Source organism: Stenotrophomonas sp. NLF4-10 (genome assembly GCF_022359915.1).
Classification (GTDB): Bacteria; Pseudomonadota; Gammaproteobacteria; order Xanthomonadales; family Xanthomonadaceae; genus Stenotrophomonas; species Stenotrophomonas daejeonensis.
Map to the genome: position 1 here is coordinate 822,104 of NZ_JAKSEE010000003.1, position 21,984 is coordinate 844,087.

The 21,984-nt window shown below is 68.7% G+C and carries 25 protein-coding genes; 16 read left to right on the plus strand and 9 right to left on the minus strand.

The window, feature by feature from the left end:
• Window position 1: 1 nt before the first annotated feature.
• Together motA and msrB are read right to left on the minus strand one after the other, a co-directional pair.
• Complete coding sequence (gene motA / locus MIC98_RS03960; RefSeq protein ID WP_057640941.1) at window positions 2-856, minus strand: flagellar motor stator protein MotA; 855 nt, start codon at window positions 854-856, stop codon at window positions 2-4.
• 74 nt (window positions 857-930) lie between these two features.
• The gene (gene msrB / locus MIC98_RS03965) at window positions 931-1,437 is read right to left on the minus strand and encodes a peptide-methionine (R)-S-oxide reductase MsrB (protein WP_057640940.1); all 507 of its coding nucleotides are present in this window, start codon (window positions 1,435-1,437) and stop codon (window positions 931-933) included.
• 75 nt (window positions 1,438-1,512) lie between these two features.
• On the opposite strand from msrB, the gene MIC98_RS03970 reads away from it, so the two are divergent.
• Complete coding sequence (locus tag MIC98_RS03970) at window positions 1,513-1,896, plus strand: classical arabinogalactan protein 4 (RefSeq protein WP_239735811.1); 384 nt, start codon at window positions 1,513-1,515, stop codon at window positions 1,894-1,896.
• A 3-nt stretch (window positions 1,897-1,899) separates the two neighbouring features.
• Here MIC98_RS03970 and MIC98_RS03975 read toward each other — a convergent pair whose 3' ends face one another.
• The gene (locus MIC98_RS03975; protein WP_057640938.1) at window positions 1,900-2,379 is read right to left on the minus strand and encodes a winged helix-turn-helix transcriptional regulator; all 480 of its coding nucleotides are present in this window, start codon (window positions 2,377-2,379) and stop codon (window positions 1,900-1,902) included.
• 151 nt (window positions 2,380-2,530) lie between these two features.
• Between MIC98_RS03975 and MIC98_RS03980 the strand changes: the two genes are divergently transcribed.
• Together MIC98_RS03980 and alr are read left to right on the plus strand one after the other, a co-directional pair.
• Complete coding sequence (locus tag MIC98_RS03980; RefSeq protein ID WP_239735814.1) at window positions 2,531-3,799, plus strand: D-amino acid dehydrogenase; 1,269 nt, start codon at window positions 2,531-2,533, stop codon at window positions 3,797-3,799.
• Entirely contained in the window at window positions 3,799-4,869 is a 1,071-nt protein-coding gene (gene alr / locus MIC98_RS03985) for an alanine racemase (RefSeq protein WP_239735816.1), read from the plus strand. The genes MIC98_RS03980 and alr overlap by 1 nt, the downstream gene beginning before the upstream one ends.
• Before the next feature lie 44 nt (window positions 4,870-4,913).
• Here the strand turns inward: alr and MIC98_RS03990 are convergent, their stop codons facing one another.
• On the minus strand, window positions 4,914-5,486 hold the full coding sequence (locus MIC98_RS03990; protein ID WP_239735818.1) for a DUF3016 domain-containing protein: 573 nt from the start codon (window positions 5,484-5,486) through the stop codon (window positions 4,914-4,916).
• A 176-nt stretch (window positions 5,487-5,662) separates the two neighbouring features.
• Here MIC98_RS03990 and MIC98_RS03995 point away from each other — a divergent pair, with 176 nt between their 5' ends.
• From MIC98_RS03995 to MIC98_RS04005, 3 genes are read left to right on the plus strand one after another with little or no spacing between them, the layout of a single operon-like run.
• On the plus strand, window positions 5,663-6,718 hold the full coding sequence (locus tag MIC98_RS03995) for a class I SAM-dependent methyltransferase (RefSeq protein ID WP_239735821.1): 1,056 nt from the start codon (window positions 5,663-5,665) through the stop codon (window positions 6,716-6,718).
• Complete coding sequence (locus tag MIC98_RS04000) at window positions 6,715-7,422, plus strand: pseudouridine synthase (RefSeq protein WP_239735823.1); 708 nt, start codon at window positions 6,715-6,717, stop codon at window positions 7,420-7,422. Before MIC98_RS03995 ends, MIC98_RS04000 begins: the two co-directional genes overlap by 4 nt.
• On the plus strand, window positions 7,422-8,087 hold the full coding sequence (locus MIC98_RS04005) for an HAD family phosphatase (protein WP_239735826.1): 666 nt from the start codon (window positions 7,422-7,424) through the stop codon (window positions 8,085-8,087). The genes MIC98_RS04000 and MIC98_RS04005 overlap by 1 nt, the downstream gene beginning before the upstream one ends.
• A 168-nt stretch (window positions 8,088-8,255) precedes the next feature.
• Here the strand turns inward: MIC98_RS04005 and MIC98_RS04010 are convergent, their stop codons facing one another.
• From MIC98_RS04010 to MIC98_RS04020, 3 genes are all read right to left on the minus strand, one after another.
• Window positions 8,256-8,804: a DUF1415 domain-containing protein gene (locus MIC98_RS04010; protein ID WP_239735828.1), complete on the minus strand. Its 549-nt coding sequence runs from the start codon at window positions 8,802-8,804 to the stop codon at window positions 8,256-8,258.
• A 194-nt stretch (window positions 8,805-8,998) separates the two neighbouring features.
• Window positions 8,999-9,484 (minus strand): YajQ family cyclic di-GMP-binding protein, encoded by a 486-nt coding sequence (locus MIC98_RS04015; RefSeq protein WP_057640959.1) that lies wholly within the window; start codon window positions 9,482-9,484, stop codon window positions 8,999-9,001.
• Between the two features lie 53 nt (window positions 9,485-9,537).
• Window positions 9,538-10,638 carry a serine hydrolase domain-containing protein gene (locus tag MIC98_RS04020; protein WP_239735831.1) on the minus strand — a complete coding sequence of 367 codons (1,101 nt, stop codon included), beginning with the start codon at window positions 10,636-10,638 and terminating at the stop codon, window positions 9,538-9,540.
• A 76-nt stretch (window positions 10,639-10,714) separates the two neighbouring features.
• On the opposite strand from MIC98_RS04020, the gene MIC98_RS04025 reads away from it, so the two are divergent.
• From MIC98_RS04025 to MIC98_RS04045, 5 genes are all read left to right on the plus strand, one after another.
• Entirely contained in the window at window positions 10,715-11,626 is a 912-nt protein-coding gene (locus MIC98_RS04025) for a DMT family transporter (RefSeq protein WP_057640957.1), read from the plus strand.
• A 118-nt stretch (window positions 11,627-11,744) separates the two neighbouring features.
• On the plus strand, window positions 11,745-12,752 hold the full coding sequence (locus tag MIC98_RS04030) for a methionine ABC transporter ATP-binding protein (RefSeq protein ID WP_057640956.1): 1,008 nt from the start codon (window positions 11,745-11,747) through the stop codon (window positions 12,750-12,752).
• On the plus strand, window positions 12,749-13,438 hold the full coding sequence (locus tag MIC98_RS04035) for a methionine ABC transporter permease (RefSeq protein WP_057640955.1): 690 nt from the start codon (window positions 12,749-12,751) through the stop codon (window positions 13,436-13,438). Before MIC98_RS04030 ends, MIC98_RS04035 begins: the two co-directional genes overlap by 4 nt.
• A 112-nt stretch (window positions 13,439-13,550) precedes the next feature.
• Window positions 13,551-14,351, plus strand: coding sequence for a MetQ/NlpA family ABC transporter substrate-binding protein (locus tag MIC98_RS04040; protein ID WP_239735833.1), 801 nt, complete (start codon window positions 13,551-13,553; stop codon window positions 14,349-14,351).
• A gap of 71 nt (window positions 14,352-14,422) precedes the next feature.
• Entirely contained in the window at window positions 14,423-15,181 is a 759-nt protein-coding gene (locus MIC98_RS04045) for a YiiX/YebB-like N1pC/P60 family cysteine hydrolase (protein ID WP_239735835.1), read from the plus strand.
• A 295-nt stretch (window positions 15,182-15,476) separates the two neighbouring features.
• On the opposite strand, the gene MIC98_RS04050 is transcribed toward MIC98_RS04045, so the two are convergent.
• On the minus strand, window positions 15,477-16,115 hold the full coding sequence (locus tag MIC98_RS04050) for an OmpW family outer membrane protein (protein ID WP_057640001.1): 639 nt from the start codon (window positions 16,113-16,115) through the stop codon (window positions 15,477-15,479).
• Window positions 16,116-16,325: 210 nt separating this feature from the next.
• Between MIC98_RS04050 and MIC98_RS04055 the strand changes: the two genes are divergently transcribed.
• The 3 genes from MIC98_RS04055 (at window position 16,326) to lpdA (ending at window position 20,259) form a co-directional block, all read left to right on the plus strand.
• Window positions 16,326-16,865 (plus strand): DNA-deoxyinosine glycosylase, encoded by a 540-nt coding sequence (locus tag MIC98_RS04055; RefSeq protein ID WP_239735838.1) that lies wholly within the window; start codon window positions 16,326-16,328, stop codon window positions 16,863-16,865.
• 196 nt (window positions 16,866-17,061) lie between these two features.
• On the plus strand, window positions 17,062-18,438 hold the full coding sequence (gene aceF, locus MIC98_RS04060; protein ID WP_239735840.1) for a dihydrolipoyllysine-residue acetyltransferase: 1,377 nt from the start codon (window positions 17,062-17,064) through the stop codon (window positions 18,436-18,438).
• A gap of 15 nt (window positions 18,439-18,453) precedes the next feature.
• Window positions 18,454-20,259, plus strand: a complete 1,806-nt coding sequence (lpdA, locus tag MIC98_RS04065) for a dihydrolipoyl dehydrogenase (RefSeq protein ID WP_239735843.1) — start codon at window positions 18,454-18,456, stop codon at window positions 20,257-20,259.
• Here the strand turns inward: lpdA and MIC98_RS04070 are convergent.
• Complete coding sequence (locus tag MIC98_RS04070) at window positions 20,228-20,530, minus strand: hypothetical protein (protein ID WP_239735845.1); 303 nt, start codon at window positions 20,528-20,530, stop codon at window positions 20,228-20,230. The two genes, lpdA and MIC98_RS04070, sit on opposite strands and share 32 nt — an antisense overlap.
• A 198-nt stretch (window positions 20,531-20,728) precedes the next feature.
• On the opposite strand from MIC98_RS04070, the gene MIC98_RS04075 reads away from it, so the two are divergent.
• Together MIC98_RS04075 and atpB are read left to right on the plus strand one after the other, a co-directional pair.
• Window positions 20,729-21,106 carry a hypothetical protein gene (locus tag MIC98_RS04075; RefSeq protein WP_239735847.1) on the plus strand — a complete coding sequence of 126 codons (378 nt, stop codon included), beginning with the start codon at window positions 20,729-20,731 and terminating at the stop codon, window positions 21,104-21,106.
• Between the two features lie 26 nt (window positions 21,107-21,132).
• Complete coding sequence (atpB, locus tag MIC98_RS04080; protein WP_057639997.1) at window positions 21,133-21,930, plus strand: F0F1 ATP synthase subunit A; 798 nt, start codon at window positions 21,133-21,135, stop codon at window positions 21,928-21,930.
• Window positions 21,931-21,984: the final 54 nt, after the last annotated feature.

Here is a 21,984-nt window from a genome sequence, read left to right on the forward strand (position 1 = left end):
CTTATTTGACCGACTTCAGGTGCTGCTCGAACTCGCTGAAGCCCGGGCGCAGCGCCGAGGGCACGGTCTTGCGGGCGAACTCCAGCGCGATCTTCGGGTTGTAGCCGCGCAGGCAGGCCAGCAGCGCGGTCTTGACCGACTCGTAGATGCGCGCGTCCTGCTCGGCGCGGGCCTCCACCGCGGCCGCGATCGGGCCGATGAAGCCGTAGCCGAGCAGGATGCCGAGGAAGGTGCCGACCAGCGCGCCGGCCACGTGCGCGCCGACCTCCTTGATGTCCCCGCCGATGGCGCCCATGGTGATGACGATGCCCAGCACCGCGGCGACGATGCCGAAACCGGGCAGGCCGTCGGCGACCTTGGTCAGCACGTGCGCCGGCTCCAGCGCCTCGTGGTGGTGCTTGTCCAGCTCCAGTTCCAGCAGCGGCTCCAGCTCGTGCGGCTCGATGTTGCTGCCGATCATCAGCCGCAGGCAGTCGGTGATGAAATCGATCAGGTGGTGGTCGGCCAGGACCTTGGGGTAGTTGGCGAACAGCGCGCTGCCGGCCGGGTTCTCGACGTGCTCCTCCAGTGACATGAAGCCCTCGCGGCGGGCCTTGTTGAGCAGCTCGTACAGCAGGCTGAGCACGTCCAGGTAGTCGTCGCGCTTGTAGCGTGGCCCCTTGAACACGCCGACCACCGCGCGCAGGGTCTGCCTGACCGTCTTGGCCGGGGTGCCGACCAGGAACGCGCCCAGCGCCGCGCCACCGATGATGACCAGCTCGAACGGCTGCCACAGCGCGCCGAGTTTCCCGTGCGCGCCGACATAGCCGCCGAGCACGCTGAGGACGACGACGAGCAGACCGACGATGATGAGCATGGGGAACCGGAGCGGAAGGGGGGACACCCCATTGTCGGCCGGACCGGGGATTTCTGTAATGCGAAAACGTGAACTCAGTCGGCGCTTGCCGCTTCGGCGCCGCCGCGCCGCAGCGGGTCGGGCCACGGTGCGCCGCGGTCGACGAAGGACAGCGAAACCGAGTTGAGGCAATGCCTTTCGAACGTCGGCGGCGGCCCGTCGGGGAACACGTGGCCTAGGTGGCTGCCGCAGCGGGCGCAGACGATTTCCGTGCGCTCCATCCCGTGGCTGCGGTCGTGGAGGCGGCGGACGTGGGCCGGGTCGAACGGGGCGAAGAAGCTGGGCCAGCCGGTGCCGGAGTCGAACTTGGCGCTGGAGCGGAACAGCGGCAGCCCGCACAGGCGGCAACAGTAGGTGCCCTCGTGCTTGTTGTCGAGGAACACGCCGCAGAATGGCGCCTCGGTGCCGTGGTGCAGCAGCACGCGCCGCTCCTCCTCGCTCAGCGCATCGACCAGCGCGGCGCGCTGGGCATCGCCGGGAGGCGCCAGGTCGTAACCGGGATGGCGGGCCGCGCCCGCGCCGCCGTTCTCGCTGTTGCCCATCTGCCGCTCCACCTTGCTCGATGCCGAACCGGAAGCATACTCTCGGGTTTCCTGCCGGATCGTAGGGAGACGTGAATGAAACGTGCGCATGCGTTGGTGCTGCTGCTGGCCGCGGCGGTGCCGCTGGCGGCGCAGGCCCAGCTCCGGCAGCCGCCATCGCCCACCGAGACCCGGCCGGTGAGCCTGCCGCAGCCGTCGAAGAGCAACGACGACAAGGCGGGCGAGCGCACGCAACGCGACGAACCGCCGACGGTGGGCAAGCCGCAGGCCTCCACGCCCAGGCCGATTACCCGGCCGGCGGCGCAGCGGCCGGTCTACGACGCGCACGGCCAGCGCATGAACGGCATGCGCCAGGCCGGTGCCAACCGGGTGATGGACACCCGCACCGGCCGCTACTACGACACCGTGCCCAGCGGCGACGGGCAGCGCATCGTCAAGCAGGACGACGGCAGCCCCTGAGCGTCATTCGGCGATCGGCAGGCTCAGGGTTTCCTTGACCTCTTCCATCACGATGTAGCTCTTGGACTCGCGCACGTGCGGCAGGCTCAGCAGGGTGCTGCCGAGCAGTTTGCGGTAGGAGGCCATCTCGTTGATGCGGGCCTTGAGCAGGTAGTCGAAGTCGCCCGAAACCAGGTGGCATTCCAGCACGTTGGGCAGCTTCAGCGCGGCGCGGCGGAACTCTTCGAAGATGTCGCCGGACTTGTAGGCCAGCGAGATCTCCACGAACACCAGCAGCCCGGCCTTGACGTACTGCGGGTCCAGCCGCGCGTAGTAGCCGGTGATCACGCCCTCGCGCTCCAGCCGGCGCACGCGCTCGGTGCAGGGCGTGGTGGACAGGCCCACGCGCTCGCCCAGTTCGGTGAAGGAAATGCGGCCCTCGGCCTGCAGGATGCGCAGTATCTTGCGGTCGATCTTGTCCAGTTCGCGGGTGCGGGCGGCCATTCGTTCTCTGCCTCGGGTGGTCGTTGCGGGAAAATACACTGTATTCACCGCTCAATACGGAAAAAACGACTGGATCGGCGTGCCTATACTGCGCCATTCATGGCCCCTGCCTCCGGTTGCGCAGGGAATGATGCGGTCAGGAGAGAGGGTGATGCGGGTTCTGATACTCGGCAGCGGTGTGATCGGCACGACCAGTGCCTGGTACCTGCGGCAGGCGGGCCACGAGGTGACGGTGGTGGACCGGCAGCCCGGCCCGGCGCTGGAGACCAGCTTCGCCAACGCCGGCCAGCTGTCGTTCGGCTACACCTCGCCGTGGGCGGCGCCGGGTGTGCCGCTGAAGGCGATCAAGTGGCTGTTCGAGGAACACGCGCCGCTGGCGATCCGCCCCACCGCCGACCTCGCCCAGTACAGCTGGATGTGGCAGATGCTGCGCAACTGCAGCGCCGGCCGCTACGCGATCAACAAGGCGCGGATGGTGCGGGTGTCCGACTACAGCCGCGACTGCATCAACGAACTGTGCGCGGCCACCGGCATCGATTACGAAGGCCGCCAGCTCGGCACCACCCAGCTGTTCCGCACCCGGCAGCAGCTCGACGGCGCGGCCAAGGACATCGCGGTGCTGGCCGAGTACGGCGTGCCCTACGAGGTGCTGGACCGCGACGGCATCGTCCGCGCCGAGCCGGCGCTGGCGCAGGTGGCCGACAAGCTGGTCGGCGCGCTGCGCCTGCCCGAGGACCAGACCGGCGACTGCCAGCTGTTCACCCGCAAGTTGGCCGCGTTGGCGGAGCAGGCCGGCGTCGAGTTCCGCTACGGGCACGACGTGCAGGCGCTGCAACGCGACGGCGACCGCATCACCGGCGTGCGCATCGACGGCACGCTGGAAACCGCCGACCAATACGTGGTCGCGCTGGGCAGCTACTCGCCGCTGCTGCTGGCGCCGCTGGGCCTGCGCCTGCCGGTGTACCCGCTGAAGGGCTACTCGCTGACCCTGCCGATCACCGACCCGGCCCTGGCACCCACCTCCACCATCCTCGACGAGAGCTACAAGGTGGCGGTGACCCGCTTCGCAGACCGCATCCGCGTCGGTGGCATGGCCGAGGTGGCCGGCTTCGACCTGTCGCTGGACCCGCGCCGCCGCGCCACGCTGGAAAAGGTGGTCAATGACCTGTACCCGCACGGCGGCGACCTGTCGCGCGCCGAGTTCTGGACCGGCCTGCGCCCGGCCACGCCCGATGGCACCCCGGTGATTGGTGCTACGCCGTACCGCAACCTGTTCCTCAACACCGGCCACGGCACGCTGGGCTGGACGATGGCCGCCGGCTCCGGCCGCTACCTGGCCGACCTGATGGGCGGGCGCACGCCGCAGATCAGCAGCGAGGGGTTGGACATCTTCCGCTACGGCAGCGGGGGCCCGCGCTGATGCGCCCCGCACAGGCGCTGATCGACCTGGAGGCGCTGCGCCACAACTACCGGCTGGCGCGGCGGCTGGGCGGCGGCAAGGCGCTGGCGGTGATCAAGGCCGACGCCTACGGCCACGGCGCGGTGGCCTGCGCGCGCGCGCTGGAAGCCGAGGCCGATGGCTTCGGCGTGGCCTGCATCGAGGAGGCGCTGGAACTGCGCCGGGCCGGCATCACCAAGCCGGTGCTGCTGCTGGAAGGCTTCTTCGACGCCGCCGAATTGCCGCTGATCGTCGAGCACGGCCTGTGGACCGCGGTGGCCTCGCAATGGCAGGTGGACGCGCTGGCCGCGTTCCGCACCGAGGCGGTGCTGACCGTCTGGCTGAAGCTGGACAGCGGCATGCACCGGCTGGGCCTTTCGGTCGAAGAGTTCCGCGCCGCGCACGCGCGCCTGTCGGCCTTGCCGCAGGTCGGGCCGATGGTGCTGATGAGCCACTTCGCCCGCGCCGACGAACTGGACAGTGCGCGTACGCAGGAACAGGTAGACACCTTCAACCGCGCCGTCGAAGGCCTGGCCGGCGAAACCAGCCTGTGCAACTCGCCGGCGCTGCTGGGCTGGCCGCAGGTGCGCAGCGACTGGGTGCGGCCGGGGCTGATGCTGTACGGCGCCGACCCGCTGTACCCGCAGCCAAGCCCGCACGCCGCGCAGCTGCGCCCGGTGATGACCCTGCAGTCGCGGGTGATCGCGGTGCGCGAGATCGGCATCGGCGAGCCGCTGGGCTACGGCGCGCGCTTCGTCGCCGAAAAACCCACGCGCGTGGGCGTGGTGGCGATGGGCTATGCCGACGGCTACCCGCAGTTCGCGCCCAACGGCACCCCGGTGCTGATCGACGGCGTGCCGGGACGGTTGATCGGCCGGGTGTCGATGGACATGCTCACCGTGGACCTCAGCGACCACCCGCAGGCCGGGCTGGGCAGCGTGGTGCAGCTGTGGGGCAATGCGCCGACCCTGTCCGAGCTGGCACCGCGCTGCAATACCAGCGCCTACCGGCTGCCGTGCAGCCTCAAGCGCGCCGAGAAGATTTATCTGTAGCAAGAAACGTAGGAGCGCACCAAGGTGCGCTCCTACGGGCTGGTTTACAGCCCGGCGGTGGCGTGGTCCTCGTGCAGCTCGCGGCGCAGCCAGTCGTCGAGCAGGCGCTTCTCGTAGCGCAGCGGGTCGGTGTCGGACAGGCGGGTGCTGCCGTACAGGTAGCCGCTATCCACCAGCTTGCGCTCGCCCTGGTCGAGCACCTGGCCCTGCGCGTCGGTCAGGGTGAACTGCAGGCTGATCCGCGGCGGGTAGATGTCGCGCATGAAGCGCACGTCGTCGAAATTGGGTCCATGCCAAGGCTCGTAGTCGCCGGCGCGCTTGATGTCGGTGAGGGTCACCGCCAGCTGCTGGCCTTCGGGCAGCTGCCCGCTGGCGCGCTTGCGCAGGTGCTCGGCCAGCTTGGTCACCCAGTCGCCGCGCTGGGCTTCCCAGCGGTTGCGGCTGTAGCGCAGTTCGGTGAAACCGGCCGGGTCGTTCCACTGCACCTGCACCGGGCCCTCGGCGGGCAGGGCGCGTGGTGCCTGCGGGTCGGCCACGTTGTTGGCGGGGCGGGCATCGGCGATACCGGCCACGAGCAGGCCGGCCAGCGCCAGCCCGGCAAATGTCGTGCTTTTCATCGCTGTCTCCGTTGGCGGGATACCCCGAGTGTGGGCGCGAACGCGGGGCCGGACAATGGTTTCGGCGGCGGCCGGCGGCGCCGGGTTGCGGATGGTTCATCGTCGGGCCACGCCGCGCCGGCGGGCACGGGACCCCGGGCCGGTAGAATGCGCGTTCGCTTTGACCCGGCACCGGCATGTCCGCTTCGCACGACGCTCCCCTGCAGACCCTTTTCCTTCCCTTCGCCCACGGCACGCTGGACTGGCCGCAGGGGCCGGTGCTGTTCCTGCGTGCCCGCGAAGGCTGGCCGCCGCGCGAGCATGCCGCTACCGGGCAACTGGTCTGCGTGCAGAGCTTCCGCCCGTTCGCGCAGGCGCTGGAGCGCGGCGGCTGGGAGGTGCGCGACGAGGCGGCGCTGGAAACCACGGACGCGCGCTACCCGCTGGTGCTGGTGCTGCCGCCGCGCCAGCGCGACGAGGCCCGCGCGCTGCTGGCGCGGGCGCTGGAACGGGTGGCGCCGGGCGGCGTGCTGGTGGCCTGCCAGTCCAACAACGAGGGCGCGCGCTCCGGCGAAAGCGACCTGCAGCAACTGGCCGGGCTCGGCGGCAAGCTGACCAAGAACCACTGCCGCGTGTTCTGGACCGCGCCGCTGGAGGGCGGCCACGACGAGGCGCTGCGCAAGCGCTGGGCCGCGCTGGATGCGCCGCGCGCCATCCTCGACGGCCGCTTCCACAGCCGCCCCGGCGTGTTCGCCTGGGACCGCATCGACCCGGCCTCGGCGCTGCTGGCCGAACAACTGCCGGCCGACCTGGCCGGGCATGGCGCCGACCTCGGCGCCGGCTGGGGCTACCTGTCGGCCGAGGTGCTGGCGCGTTGCCCGAAGGTGACGGCGCTGGACCTGTACGAGGCCGAATCGCGCGCACTGGAACTGGCCCGCCGCAACCTCGCCGGCAGCACCGCGCAGCTGGATTTCCGCTGGCACGACGTCACCGCCGGCATCGATGGCCGTTACGACTTCATCGTCTCCAACCCGCCGTTCCACACCCCGGCGCGCGAGGACCGGCCCGACATTGGCCAGCGCTTCATCGCCGTGGCCGCGCAGGCGCTGCGCCCCGGCGGGCGGCTGTTCATGGTCGCCAACCGGCACCTGCCCTACGAGCAGATCCTCAACGACAGCTTCGGGCAGGTGCGGGTGGCCGCCGAGCGCGACGGTTTCAAGGTCATCGTCGGCACCCGCGGGGGCCGCGCATGAAGCTGGTCAAGCACATCGCCAACCTCGGCTACGGCAGCCGCAAGCAGGTGCAGCTGATGTTCCGCGAGGGCCGCATCACCGACGCCGATGGCGAGGTGCTGTACGCCGACGACAAGGTGGAACACGACGCCATCCGCATCGACGGCGAGCCGCTGGACCCGCCGCCGGGCCTGACCTTGATGCTGCACAAGCCGGCCGGCTATACCTGCTCGACCAAGGACCACGGCCGGCTGATCTACGACCTGTTCCCGCCGCGCTTCCGCGAGCGTTCGCCGCTGCTGTCGCCGGTGGGGCGGCTGGACCGCGACACCAGCGGCCTGCTGCTGCTGACCGACGACGGCGCGCTGCTGCACCGGATCGTGTCGCCGAAGTCGAAGCTGGACAAGGTGTACGAGACGCAACTGGCGCAGGACCTGCGTGGCGACGAAGCGGCCACCTTCGCCAGCGGAACGCTGATGCTGGAATCGGAGGACAAGCCGCTGCTGCCGGCCGAACTGGAAACGCTCGGTCCGCGTAGCGCGCGGCTGACCCTGCACGAAGGCCGCTACCACCAGGTGCGGCGCATGTTCGCCGCGGTCGGCAACCACGTCGAAGCGCTGCACCGCAGCCGCGTCGGCGGGCTGTCGCTGGGCGACCTGCCGGAAGGGCAATGGCGGGCGTTGTCGGCGGACGATCTCGACGTGCTGTTCGGAGCAGGAGCGTGATGGCGCTGCCGCAGGCGGTGGTCTTCGACATGGACGGGCTGATGCTGGACAGCGAGCGCGCGCTACTCGGCTGCCTCGCGCAGGCCGGCGGCGAAGCCGGCCACGACTTGCCGGAAGATTTCCTGCTGTCGCTGATCGGCTCCAGCGACGCGATGACCCGGCAAGCCATCGCCGGCCGCGTTGGCGCGTCGGCGGTCGATGCGCTGCTGCACGATTCGTATGCGCGCTACGACGACATCGTCGCCACCGGCGTGCCGCACCGGCCTGGCATCATCGACCTGCTCGACACGCTGGCCGCCCACGGCATCCCGCGCGCGGTAGCCACCTCCACCCGCCGCCCGCTGGCGCTGCGCAAGCTCGAAACCGCTGGCCTGCTGCGCTACTTCGAGCACGTGGCGACCAGCAGCGACGTCGCCTACCCCAAGCCGGCGCCGGACATCTACCTGCTGGCCGCGCGCAAGCTGGGCGTGGACCCGGCGCAGTGCCTGGCGCTGGAGGATTCGCCCACCGGCGTGCGCGCCGCGCTGGCCGCCGGCATGCACGTCATCCAGATTCCCGACCTGCTGGTGCCGGACGAAGGCGTACGCGCGCTGGGCCACCGCATTGCCGGCTCGCTGCACGAGGTGCGTGGGTTGTTGCAGCCGCTGTTGACCTTGCCGGCCTGAGGCTGCTTGCAACGTAGGTCGGGGCTACGCCCCCGACGGCTTCGTGTCCCATGCCTAGAGCGTCGGGGGCGTAGCCCCGACCTACGGACTGTCGTAGGAGCGACGTGAGTCGCGACCGGGCTTTCCCGGGAAAACCTGGTCGCGACTCACGTCGCTCCTGCATGGGCGCTACTCCCCGGCCAGCAGCTGGTTCCAGCCTTCAACACCCAGCTCGTCCAGCGTGGCGATGTTGCGCTCGACGATCACGTCCGGGTCGGGGAACGCGGCCACCGCGCGCTCCACGCTGTCCTCCCGCAGCAGGTGCAGCGTGGGATACGGCGCACGGTTGGTGTAGTTGCTCACATCACTCGGCGCGGTGCCGGCGAACTGGTACTGCGGGTGGAAGCTGGCCACCTGCAGGATGCCCTGCAGGTCCAGCGCCTCCACCGCCGCGTCGGCGTTGTCGAGGAAGTCGTTGTAGTCGAGGAACTCGCCCAGCACCTGCGGATGCACGATCAGCGTGGTGTCGATCTGCTCGGCCGGGGTGTCGCGCAGCAGCACCAGCTCCTCGGCCAGTTCCTCCAGCAGCGCCTCGGGCGTGGTGGCGTCGCTCAACACGAAGCGCACCTGTTGCTTGACGTATACCGCCTTGGCGAACGGGCACAGGTTCAGCCCGATCACCGCCTTCTCCAGCCAGCGGCGGGTGTCGGCGATCGGGTCGGTGTCGGTGTCGTTCATGGCGGTGGGCTGGAAACCGGGGCGGCCATTCTAGAGGATGCCGGCCGCTGCGGTGGCGATGGCCGGGAACACCGTAGGAGCGCACTTCAGTGCGCGATATGGCATTTCCGGTAAAGCCCCATCGCGCACTGAAGTGCGCTCCTACGGTTGTTGCGGTGGGCTTCGCGCCGATCCTGCGAACCGGCGGCCGCGACTCAATCGCGGAAGTTGTCGAACTGCAACGGTTGCTCGAACTCGTTCTTCTTCAGCAGCGCGATGGTTTCCTGCAGGTCGTCACGTTTCTTGCCGTTCACCCGCAGTTTGTCGCCGTTGATCTGGGTATCGACCTTGATCTTCGACTCCTTGATCTTCGCCGCGATCTGCTTGGCCAGCTTCTGCTCGATGCCCTGCTTGACCGTCACCTGCTGGCGCGCGCCGCCGAGGTTGGTTTCGACGTCGCCGAATTCCATGCAGCGGAAGTCGATGCCGCGCGCGGCCAGGCGCTGTTTCAGGATGTCGGCCATCTGCTTGAGCTGGAAGTCGCTGGGCGCGGCCAGCTTGATCAGCTTGTCGCCGTCCTGCTCGAACTTCGCGTCCACGCCCTTGAAGTCGAAGCGGGTGGACAGCTCGCGGTTGGCCTGGTCGATGGCATTGGTCAGCTCGTGCTTGTCGACTTCGGAGACGACGTCGAAGGAAGGCATGGCGGAACTCCAAGGATGAAAACGACAGCCATTCTAGGTGATCGGCCCACCGATCATGGTTGCGGCCGCCACTGCGCGTGCAGCAGGTTGGCTACCGCGTAGCAGGCCGGGGCGTCCTTGTTGGACAGCACGATCACCGTCTCGCCGGTGTGCGGGTAGGTGCGCACGTCGGTGCAGATGCCGTCGGCGCTGCCGCCGTGGCCCCAGCGGAAATCGCGTTCGGGCACGCCCTCGCCGTAGCCGGTGGCGAAGAAGCCCAGGCCCATGAACTCGTGCTGCGGCGTGGTCGCCTCCATGAACAGCAGCAGCGGCAGCAGCCGGCCGTCGCGCAGCGCCTCGACGAAGCGCAGCAGGTCGCCTGCCGGCGCCACCTGCCCGCCGGCAGCGAAGCCCCGCGCCGGCAGCGTCGCGCAGTTGCGCACGCGCTTGCCCTCGACCTCGGCGTAGCCGGCGGCCAGGTCCGGTGCCGGGTCGTCGCAGTCGACGAAGCCGGTGCGGATCATCCCGGCCGGCTTCAGCACGTGCTCGCGGACGTAGGACTCGAAATCCTGCCCGGACAGCACTTCGATCATCCGCCCCAGCACCACGTAGCCATAGTTGCCGTATTTCTGCTGCGTGCCGGGCGCGAATTCCGGTGGACGGTCGCCGTGCAGCGCGATGATGTCGGCCGGCGTGCGCAGCCGCGCGCGTTCGGCCGCATGCTCGATGCCGAACAGCTCATCGACGTCGCCGGCGCCGGCGGTGTGGGTGAGCAGCTGGCGCACCGTCACCGTGTCGGCGAAGGCGCGGTTGGGGTAGTCCTTCAACACCTCGCCGACGTGGCTGTCCAAGGTGACGCGGCCGGCGGCGACCTGTTGCAGGATCGCCACGCTGGTGAACATCTTGCCGGCCGAGGCCAGGTTGAGGCGGTCGTCGGCGACCAGTGGCGCTTCGCCGTTCTCGTCGCGCAGGCCGTAGGCCTTCTCGAACACCACCTCGCCCTCGTGCGCGACCAGCACCACGCCGGAGAAGCGGCCAGCGGTCTCCAGCCCGAGGGCGAAGCCATCCAGTTGCGCGAGGTCGGTGGCCGAAGGCGCCTGCGCGGCGGCCGAGGCGCACCCACCAAGCAGGATCAGGCCGCACAGGCTGCGGCGCAGGAGGGTGGGCAGGGGCATGCGTTCGGCTCCGTGGCGGGTGCGACGAGCATAGCGCCACCGTGCCTGCCGCCGGCACGACCTGCGACAATAGGCCATGTCCGTTTCCTCCCCGTCCGCTGCCCGCTCGCCCGTGACCGCGGTGGCCTGGATGCTGGCCGCCGTCGCGTTCTTCTCGCTGATGGATGCCGGCATGAAGCTGCTCTCGGCCAGCTACCCGGTGCTGCAGGTGACCATGCTGCGCGGCGCCGCCTCGCTGCCGTTCGTGTTGGTGTGGGTGCTGGCCAGCGCCGGGCCGCGCTCGCTGGTGCCGGTGCGCTGGGGCCTGCACCTGCTGCGCGGCGTGCTGGGCATGGTGATGATCGGCTGCTTCGTCCACGCGCTGCGCAGCCTGCCGCTGTCCACCGCCTATTCGATCTATTTCGTCGCGCCGTTGCTGGTGGCGGCGCTGTCGGTGCCGCTGCTGGGCGAACGGGTGGGGCCGCGGCGCTGGGTCGCGATCGGCATCGGCCTGGTCGGCGTGCTGGTGGTGCTGCGCCCCGGCACGGATGGCTTGATCTCGCTGCCGGGGCTGATGGTGCTGCTGGCGGCCACCGCCTACGCCATCGCCGCGGTGACGGTGAGCCTGCTCACCCGCACCGACACCCCGCAATCGATGGTGGTGTGGTTCCTGCTGCTGATGGCGGTCGGCGCCGGGCTGCTGGCGTGGCCGCAATGGCAGCCGCTGCAATGGCGGCACGCCGGGCTGATCGCCGGCATGGGCCTGGCCGGGGCGCTGGGGCAGATCGCGCTGACCCGCGCCTTCCAGCTGGGGCAGGCGTCGATGATCGCGCCGCTGGAATACACCGGGCTGGTCTGGGTGATCGGCTGGGACCTGCTGCTGTGGGACGTGCTGCCCGACCGCATGACCTGGATCGGCGCGGCGATCATCATCGCCAGCGGCCTGTACCTGCTGCACCGCGAGCGCGTCCGGCACGCGCGGCGGGCCGGGCAGGTGGACCATCCCTGAGCGGCTGCCCGGCCGCATGGAAGCAAAAGGAATAAGATTCCCCCAGCCCGTGCGGGCGCCGCGGCCGTGGCGCTGCTAGGCTTGCCGCCCGTTCCGTCCGCCGACCCCCGCCCTGGCCGTGATCGAGTTCCAGAACCTGCACAAATCCTATGCCGTGGAAGGCCGCGCGATCACCGCGCTGCATCCGCTCGACCTGTCCATCGGGGCCGGCGAGGTGTTCGGCATCATCGGCCATTCCGGGGCCGGCAAGTCCACCCTGATCCGCCTGATCAACCGGCTGGAGGAGCCCAGCGGCGGCCGCGTGCTGATCGACGGGCAGGACGCCACCGCGCTGGACGCCGACGGCCTGCGCGCGCTGCGCCGGCAGGTCGGCATGATCTTCCAGCACTTCAACCTGCTGTCGGCACGTACCGTGGCCGGCAATGTCGCCTTCCCGCTGGAACTGGCCGGCACGCCGAAGGCGCAGGTCGACGCGCGGGTGGACGAGCTGCTGCATACCGTCGGCCTCGAAGCGCACGCGGCCAAGTACCCGGCGCAGCTGTCCGGCGGGCAGAAGCAGCGCGTCGGCATCGCCCGCGCGCTGGCGACGCGCCCGAAGATCCTGCTGTGCGACGAGGCTACCAGCGCGCTCGACCCGCAGACCACCGCGCAGGTGCTGGCGCTGCTGGGCAGGATCAACCGCGAGCTGGGCCTGACCATCGTGCTGATCACCCACGAGATGGACGTGATCCGCCGCGTCTGCGACCGCGTGGCGGTGCTCGACGCCGGCCACCTGGTCGAGAGCGGGCCGGTGAGCGAGGTGTTCCTGCACCCGCGGCACCCGACCACGCGCCGCTTCGTGTCCGAATCCGAGCACGTGGACGAGGGCGAGCTGCACCGCGATTTCGCCGTGGTGGAGGGGCGCGTGGTGCGCCTGACCTTCCTCGGCGACGGCACCTACGAACCGTTGCTGGGCCGCATCGCGCGGCAGACCGGGGTGGACTACAACATCCTGTCCGGGCGCATCGACCGCATCAAGGACACGCCCTACGGGCAGCTGACCGTCGCCCTGGTCGGCGGCGACCAGAACGCCGCCCAGGCCGGTTTCGTCGACGCCGGCGTGCACGTGGAGGAGCTGCGTCGATGATCCTCGCAACCGCCGGCGGCTTCTTCCGCCACCTCGATGCCGGCAAGTGGGCCGACATCGGCCAGGCCACCCTCGACACCCTGCTGATGCTGGCCGGCTCGCTGCCGCTGACGATGGCGATTGGCCTGCCGCTGGGCGTGTTGCTGTTCCTGACCGGCTCGCCGCAGTTGCGCCGCCGCCCGCTGCTGTACGCGGTGACGGCGCTGGTGGTGAACGTGCTGCGCTCGGTGCCCTTCATCATCCTGATGATCGTGCTGATCCCGGTGACGCTGGCGATGATGGGCACCTCGCTGGGCGTGCGCGGCGCGATCCTGCCGCTGGTGGTCGGCGCCGCGCCGTTCTACGCGCGGCTGGTGGAAACCGCGCTGCGCGAGGTGGACCGCGGCGTCATCGAAGCCAGCCAGGCGATGGGCGCGACCACTTCGCAACTGGTGTTCAAGGTGCTGCTGCCCGAAGCGCGGCCCGGCCTGATCGCCGGCGCCACGGTGACCACCATCGCCCTGATCGGCTTCACCGCGATGGGCGGCGCGATCGGCTCCGGCGGCCTCGGCGACCTGGCCTTCCGCGACGGCTACCAGCGCTCGCATACCGACGTGGCGCTGGTCACGGTGGTATTGCTGCTGATCCTGGTGCAACTGCTGCAGATGCTGGGCGACCGGCTGGTGCGCCACTACACTCGCCGTTGAGCAATGTTTTCGTAGATGCCGGGCTTGCCCGGCATGGGGCCTTCTCGGCAAAACCCCGTGCGGGGCGAGCCCCGCACCTACGCGCATCCCCTCCCGTCGCACTGGAATCCCGATGAAGACTTCCCTGTTCCGTCCGCTGCTCGTTGCCGCCGCCGCACTGGCGCTGTCGGCCTGCGGCAAGCCCGCCGCCGATGAATCGAGGCTGGTGGTCGCCGCCACCGCGGTGCCGCACGCCGAGATATTGGAAGTGGTCAAGCCGCTGCTGGCGAAGGAGGGCGTCACCCTCGACGTGCGCGTGTTCAACGACTACGTGCAGCCCAACGACCAGCTGGTGCAGAAGCAGGTGGACGCCAACTACTTCCAGACCGAGCCCTACCTGGACGCCTACAACCGCGACCGCAAGACCACGCTGGTGACCGTGGCCGGCGTGCATATCGAGCCGTTCGGCGCCTATTCGCACCGGGTCAAGTCGCTGGACGAACTGGCCGACGGCGCCGACGTGGTGATCCCCAACGATCCGAGCAACAACAGCCGCGCGCTGATCCTGCTGGACAAGGCAGGGGTCATCAAGCTCAAGGACCCGTCCAACGCCCTGTCCACCCAGCGCGACATCGTCGAGAACCCGAAGCAGCTCAAGTTCCGCGAGCTGGATTCGGCGATGCTGCCGCGGGTGCTCGATCAGGTCGATCTGGCGCTGATCAATACCAACTATGCGCTCGACGCCGGGCTCAACCCGACCCGGGACGCGCTGGCGATCGAAAGCAGCGATTCGCCCTACGTGAACTTCCTCGTCAGCCGCGCCGACAACAAGGACGACGCGCGCGTGCAGAAGCTGGCCCATGCGCTGACCAGCCCGGAAGTGAAGGCCTTCATCGAGCAGAAGTACAAGGGCGCGGTGCTGCCGGCGTTCTGAGCCGGGCGCCGCTTGTACCCGCGCGCCGGCGGGGGCTAGGCTCCGCCCTTTGTTTCCGTGGAGGGGAATGGATGGGTCCGTTGCGTTTCGCCGGGCGCCGGATGGCGGGCTTTCTCGCCCAGCCGCGCCCGCACCAGACGCGGCCGTCGACCAGCGACCCGGCCCTGCTGGCGCGCACTCTGCAGCGCGGCGACGTGCTGCTGGTGGAGGGCAACAGCCGCTTCGCCACCGCGATCAAGTACCTCACCCAGTCCACCTGGTCGCATGCCGCGCTCTACATCGGCGAGGAACCGCTGGCCGAGGGCGGGCCGCCACGGCCGATGCTGATCGACGCCGACGTGGAGCAGGGCGTGCGGCGCATCGGCCTGAGCGAGTTCGCCCACCAGCACACCCGCATCTGCCGCCCGCAGGGGTTGCCGCCGGAGGCGGTCGACCGGCTGGTCGATTACATGCGCGCGCGCATCGGCCACAGCTACGACCTGAAGAACGTGTTCGACCTGGCGCGCTACCTGATCCGGCAGCCGCCGGTGCCGGCGCACATGCGCCGCCGGTTGATCGCGCTGGGCAGCGGCGAGCCGACCAAGGCGATCTGCTCGACCCTGCTGGCGCAGGCGTTCGAGTCGATCCGCTACCCGATCCTGCCCGAGATAGAAACCGTGCTCGGCCACGTCGGCGGGCGCGAGCAGCGGCAGGAAATCCTGCACATCCGCAACTACAGCCTCTACACCCCGCGCGACTTCGACGTGTCGCCGTTCTTCGACATCGTCAAGCCGCGGCTGCATGCCGGGTTCGACTACCGTGCATTGCAGTGGAGCGAAGAGGGGGCTTGATGCTCTTCCCTTCTCCCTGCGCCAGGCGGCTTGGCAGGACTGCCAAGCTGCACGGCGAAGCCGCCCCGAAGGGCATGACGCAGAGGTGGCATGCAAGCGCCGGAGAGGGTACGGGCGAAGCCTGATGCCGTCAGGTTGCACGCGGCTTTGCCCGTACCCTCTCCCCAACCCCCGCTCCGCGCCCCGGCCCTTGCGCTGACGCAAGGGCGTTCGAGGGGCAGCGAACCGATGGTTCGCAAGCTGCCCCTCTCACCCCGGGGGGAGAGGGGCTTTGTTCTACCGCCGGGTCAGAACATCAGAACCGCGCGCCGATGCCGAAGCCCACGGTCCACGGGTCCAGCTTCAGGTCCTGCCCGGTGCCGGCGCCGGCCATGCGCAGCTCCGGGCGCGCGTGCATGTAGCGCGCGTCGGCGCGGGCGAACCAGGTGGCGTTGATGTTCATGTCCAGGCCGAGCGTGCCGATGGCGCCCTTGGCGGTTTCCACGCCGACGTGGTCGCCGTTGGCGGACAGGCCGTCGATCTTCTCGTTGCTGAAGTTCGACTCGTAGTAGCCGGCGCCGATGAACGGGCGGAAGGTGTTGTCGGCCGCGCCGAAGTGGTACTGCGCGCTCAGCGCCAGCGGCTGCTGCTCGACGGTGCCGACCTTGCCGACGTTGTCGGCGCGCACGCGGTGGTCGAACTTGTCGGCCGCGCCCCACAGCTCGACGGCGATGTTGTCGTTGAAGTAGTAGCTGGCGCTCAGGGTCGGCGCCGGGCCGCCGTCGAACTTGTCCAGGCCGGGCGCCGGGTTGTCCTTGGGCTGCAGCAGGGCCACGCCGCCAACCACGGCGAAATGCTTGCCCGACGCGGTGTCGCCGCTTTCCTGCGCGAATGCGGTGGACGACAGCGCCAGGGCGCCAAGGGTGGCAAGGCTGAGAATCTTGATCGAGCGCATGGGGGGCTCCTTGTTGCTTGATGTCTTTCGGGATTGCGTTGTTGTTGTCGATGCCCTCTGTGCGGGGCGGGGAAAACCGTAGCGGCGGCAAGATGAATCGCCGCCCCTGCATGGTCGCTTTCATGCGATGGCGTTCAGCCGGAAGCGCCGGAACATGCGTCGTTGCGGCAAACGTGGGAAATTCCCGTTCATCGAGTTGTGGTGCGCGTGATGACCGAAACGCTGTTGCAGGGCCTGCCCGCGCAGGTGAATGCGGATTGCCGGGTGCTGGTGCTGGGCTCGATGCCGGGTGCGGCATCGCTGCACGCCGCGCGTTACTACGCGCATCCGCGCAATCGCTTCTGGCCGTTGATGGGTGCGCTGTGCCGGTTCGATCCGCAGCGGGTGGATTACCCGCGGCGGATCGAACTGGTGCAGCGGGCCGGCATCGGCGTGTGGGACGTGATCGGCCAGTGCCGGCGGCGCGGCAGCCTGGATGCGGCCATCGTGCGCGGCAGCGAGGTGCCGAACCCGCTGCCGGCACTGATCGCGGGCTTGCCGCAACTGGCCGCCATCGCCTGCAACGGCGCCACCGCCGCGCAGGCGTTCAAGCGCCACGTGCAACCCGCGCTGCCGGCCGGTGCGGCAGCGCTGCCGGTGTTGGCACTGCCGTCCACCAGTCCGGCCAACGCGGGATGGTCGCTGCCGCGGCTGCTGGGCGAATGGCAGCAGCTGTCGCAATGGTTGCCAATGGAACGAATCGGCGGTTGAGGCCGACGAGCGCCTGTCCCTCCTGGCCGGGCGGGACAAACGCCGAAGCTGCCGCGCATCCAGCGTCCCGCGGGAGCCGGCATGGCCCGGTCCTGTCCATGGACATACGTATGCGAATCCAATGCTGCAGGTTGGCGCTGCGCCACGCGGGGGGCCACAATAGGGGTTTCCCCCTCACTGTTGCTGGAGTTAGTTCATGGCCGAAATCAAGGAAGCACTTGTCCCCGATATCGGTGACTACAGCGACATTCCGGTGATCGAGGTGCTGGTCGCCGTCGGCGACACGGTGGCCAAGGACCAGGGCCTGGTCACGCTGGAGTCGGACAAGGCGACGATGGAAGTGCCGTCGGCGGTAGCCGGCGTGGTCAAGGAACTGAAGGTCAAGATCGGCGACACCTTGTCCGAAGGCAAGGTCGTGGCGCTGATCGAGGTGGCCGAGGAGGCCGCCAAGCCGGCCGCCGCCGCTGCCCCGGCCGCGCCGGCCAAGGTCGAACCCGCCGCCGAGACTGGCGCCAGGGTCGAGCCGGTGGCCGTGGCCCCGGTGCCGGACAAGCTGGCCCAGCGCGAGATCGCGCAGGAGCAGGCGCTGCCGGCCGGCAAGCCGGCCACCCCGCCGGTGCAGTTCAACGCCGAAGGCGTGCTGCCGTCGCAGGTGCCTTACGCCAGCCCGGCGGTGCGCGTGTTCGCCCGCGAGCTGGGCGTGGACCTGTCGCAGTTGACCGGTACCGAAAAGGGCGGCCGCATCACCAAGGGCGACGTGCAGAAGTTCGTTAAGGCCGCGCTGGGTGGTGGCGTCGTCGCCGGCGCCCCGGCCGGTGGCGGCAACGGCCTGAACCTGCTGCCGTGGCCGAAGGTGGATTTCAGCAAGTTCGGCGAAACCGAAACCCAGCCGCTGTCGCGGATCAAGAAGATTTCCGGCGCCAACCTCGCCCGCAACTGGGCGATGATCCCGCACGTCACCCAGTTCGACCAGGCCGACATCACCGAGCTGGAAGCCCTGCGCGTGCAGCTCAACAAGGAGGCGGAGAAGAGCAAGAGCGGCGTCAAGCTGACCATGCTCGCCTTCCTGATCAAGGCCAGCGCCGCGGCGCTGAAGCAGTTCCCCGAGTTCAACGCGTCGCTGGATGCGTCCGGCGAGAACCTCACGTTGAAGAAGTACTTCCACATCGGCTTCGCCGCCGACACCCCGAACGGGCTGGTGGTGCCGGTGCTCCGCGACGTGGACAAGAAGGGCGTGGTGCAGATCGCGCAGGAAACCGGTGAACTGGCGAAGAAGGCGCGTGACGGCAAGCTGGGCCCGGCCGAAATGAGCGGCGGCTGCTTCTCGATCAGCTCGCTGGGCGGCATCGGCGGCACCGCGTTCACGCCGATCGTGAATGCACCGGAAGTGGCGATCCTCGGCGTGTCCAAGTCGTCGATCCAGCCGGTCTGGAACGGCAAGGAGTTCGCACCGAAGCTGCTGCTGCCGCTGTCGCTGAGCTACGACCACCGCGTCATCGATGGCGCGCTGGCCGCGCGCTTCACCACCTATCTGTCGCAGGTGCTGGCCGACATGCGCCGCGTGCTGCTGTAAGCGAGGGAACGAAGAATGGCAACGGTTGAAATCAAGGTTCCCGACATCGGCGACTACAGCAAGGTCCCGGTCATCGAAGTGCTGGTTGCCGCCGGCGACACGGTGGCCAAGGACCAGGGCCTGGTCACGCTGGAGTCGGACAAGGCCACGCTGGAAGTGCCGTCCTCGGCCGCCGGCGTGGTCAAGGAGGTCAAGGTCAAGCTCGGCGACACCCTGTCCGAAGGCGACGTGGTGCTGCTGTTGGAAACCGAAGGCGCCGCCGCTGCGCCGGCCGCGTCCGCGCCGGCCGCCGACAAGGTGGCACCGGGCAGCAAGCCGCCGGTGACGCCGTCGCACCGCGCGCCGGACCCGGCGGTGGCCGCCAAGGCGCTGCCGTCCAGCGGCCGCACCGCCGACATCGAGTGCCGCATGGTGGTGCTGGGCGCCGGTCCCGGTGGCTACACCGCCGCGTTCCGCTCGGCCGACCTGGGCATGGACACGGTGTTGGTCGAGCGCTACGCCAGCCTCGGCGGCGTCTGCCTCAACGTCGGCTGCATCCCGTCGAAGGCGCTGCTGCACGCGGCCGAGATCATCGACCATGCCGCGCACGCCGACGAACTGGGCATCGCCTTCGGCAAGCCGACCATCGCGCTGGACAAGCTGCGCGAGTACAAGGAAAAGGTCGTCGGCCAGCTGACCAAGGGCCTGGCCGGCATGGCCAGGCAGCGCAAGGTGCGCACCGTGCAGGGCGTGGCGAAGTTCGTCTCCGCCAACGAGCTGGAGATCACCGGCGACGACGGCAAGACCCAGCTGCTGCGCTTCGAGCAGTGCATCATCGCCGCCGGCTCGCAGGCGGTGAAGCTGCCGAACTTCCCGTGGAGTGATCCGCGCGTGATGGATTCCACCGACGCGCTGGAACTGGCCGAAGTGCCGGGCAGCCTGCTGGTCGTCGGCGGCGGCATCATCGGTCTGGAAATGGCGACGGTCTATGGCGCCCTCGGCGCGAAAGTCACCGTGGTCGAGTTCATGGACCAGCTGATGCCGGGCGCCGACAAGGACCTGGTCAAGCCGCTGGCCGACCGCCTGAAGAAGCAGGGCATCGACGTCCACCTGAAGACCAAGGCATCGGGCGTCAGCGCCGACAAGAAGGGCATCACGGTGACCTTCGAGGCCGCCGCCGAAGGCGAGAAGCCGGCGCTGGAAAGCGCCACCTTCGACCGCGTGCTGGTTGCAGTAGGCCGCGCGCCGAACGGCAGGAAGATCGACGCCGACAAGGCCGGCGTGGAAGTCACCGACCGCGGCTTCATCCCGGTCGATCGGCAGATGCGCACCAACGTGCCGCACATCTTCGCCATCGGCGACGTCGTCGGTAACCCGATGCTGGCGCACAAGGCCACGCACGAAGGCAAGCTGGCCGCGGAAGTCGCGTTCGGCGAGAAGAAGGAATGGGTGGCGCGGGTGATCCCGTCGGTGGCCTACACCAACCCGGAAATCGCGTGGGTCGGCGTCACCGAAACCGAGGCCAAGGCCAAGGGCCTGAAGGTCGGCGTGGCCAAGTTCCCGTGGGCGGCCAGCGGCCGCGCCATCGGCATCGGTCGCACCGAGGGCTTCACCAAGCTGGTGTTCGACGAGGAAAGCCACCGCGTCATCGGCGGCGCCATCGTGGGCGTGCATGCCGGTGAATTGCTGGCCGAAATCTGCCTGGCCATCGAGATGGGTGCCGAAGCCGAGGACATCGGCCACACCATCCATGCCCACCCGACCCTGAGCGAATCGGTGGCGATGGCCTCGGAAATCTACGACGGCACCATCACCGACCTGTACCTGCCGAAGAAGAAGTGACGCCATCCAGTCTGCAGTCCAGGGCCCCGGCAATGCCGGGGCTTTGTTTTGGTGCGCCGCGGGAACGCCGACGCGGATGCTTTCCGGTGATCGAAGAGGTCGTTTCTGGCGTTGGGGACAGAGCCGGCTCCTGCAGCGCCTGACCGACGAATGCGGCGAGGTGGCCCGGTTTGCGGGCCACCTCGCCCGGACGTCCGCCGTGCGCATCGACGAGGGTGATGGCGACGGACGTGCAGGTGTTCGACACGGCGACGGCATTGAAGTTCCGCATGTTGGGGCGCGGAAAGCAAGGCTGCGGCCCTGTCTGGCCGGGCCTGAAAAAGCCAGCAACTGCGGTGACTTGCATTCGACATGGGGCGGCTTGTGGCGGTTGTCTCGCAAAATGTCCCGCTGCTATACTCTCACGGCTCGACGAGGCGCCATCCGGTGCCGTCCGTTTCCCCTAGTTCCATGAAGCAGGACCTACCACGTGCTGAACTCCGTTGAAGCGGGTCGGCGACTGATGTTGCGCGCCGCGATCTATCCGCTGGCCGCAGTGGCTGTCCTGGCCTTGGCCTTCCTGCTGGTGGGGCCAAGCTACGCCCTCGGCGCGCTCGTGTCGGGCCTGGCGGTGGTGGCAGGGGGGGCGATGGCGATATGGGTAGCGCTCAGTGGCGGCATACAGTCTGCTGATATGGCGCTGACGCGCTTGATGTTGGCGCTTGTATTGAAAGTAGTACTGATTTTGGTTGTGTTAGTGCTGGCATTTGCTTGGTGGGAGCTTCCTCCTTTGGCACTGTTGGCAAGCATTCCGGTAGCGTTAGTAGTCCAACTTCTTACTCTGATTCTGGCCTTGGCCAGGCGTTGATCGAATTCACAAAGGTTCCGGTACTCATGGCGGGCGAGGCTCTAACCCCTACCACCTATATCCAGCATCACCTGCAGAACCTGACCTCCCCGGTCGGTGATGGCGGCGGCTTCTGGACGATCCACGTCGACACCATCGTCACCGCGGTGCTGCTGGGCCTGCTGATGGTGTTCGCCTTCTGGCTGGCCACCCGCAAGGCCACGTCCGGCGTGCCGGGCAAGTGGCAGGCGTTCGTGGAGATCTGCCTGGAGTTCGTCGACCGCCAGGCCAAGGATACCTACCACGGCAAGAGCAAGCTGGTGACGCCGATCGCGATCACCATCTTCTTCTGGATCCTGTTGATGAACACGGTCAAGATGATCCCGGCCGACTTCATCGCCATCCCGCTGGGCTGGGTCGGCATCCACTACTGGAAGCCGGTGCCCACCGCCGACGTCAATGCCACCCTGGGCATGTCGATCAGCGTGCTGTTCCTGATGTTCTTCTTCGCGCTGAAGTCCAAGGGCATCGTCGGTTTCGTCAAGGAATTCCTGACCGCGCCGTTCGGCAAGTGGATGATGCCGTTCAACCTGATCCTCAACATCGTCGAATGGCTGAGCAAGCCGATCTCGCTGGCCATGCGACTGTTCGGCAACATGTTCGGCGGCGAGATCGTGTTCCTGCTGATCTGGGTGCTGGGCGGCGCCGGCTTCTTCGGCGCCCTTGCCGGCGGTACCTTCGGCCTGGGCTGGATGCTGTTCCACCTGCTGGTGATTCCGCTGCAGGCATTCATCTTCATGATGCTGTCGATCGTGTACCTGAGCCTGTCGGAAGACAGCCACTAAGAGTTCCAAAGCTTCAATCCGGTTCCACCCTTCATCCGTTTCATCACCCTTAGC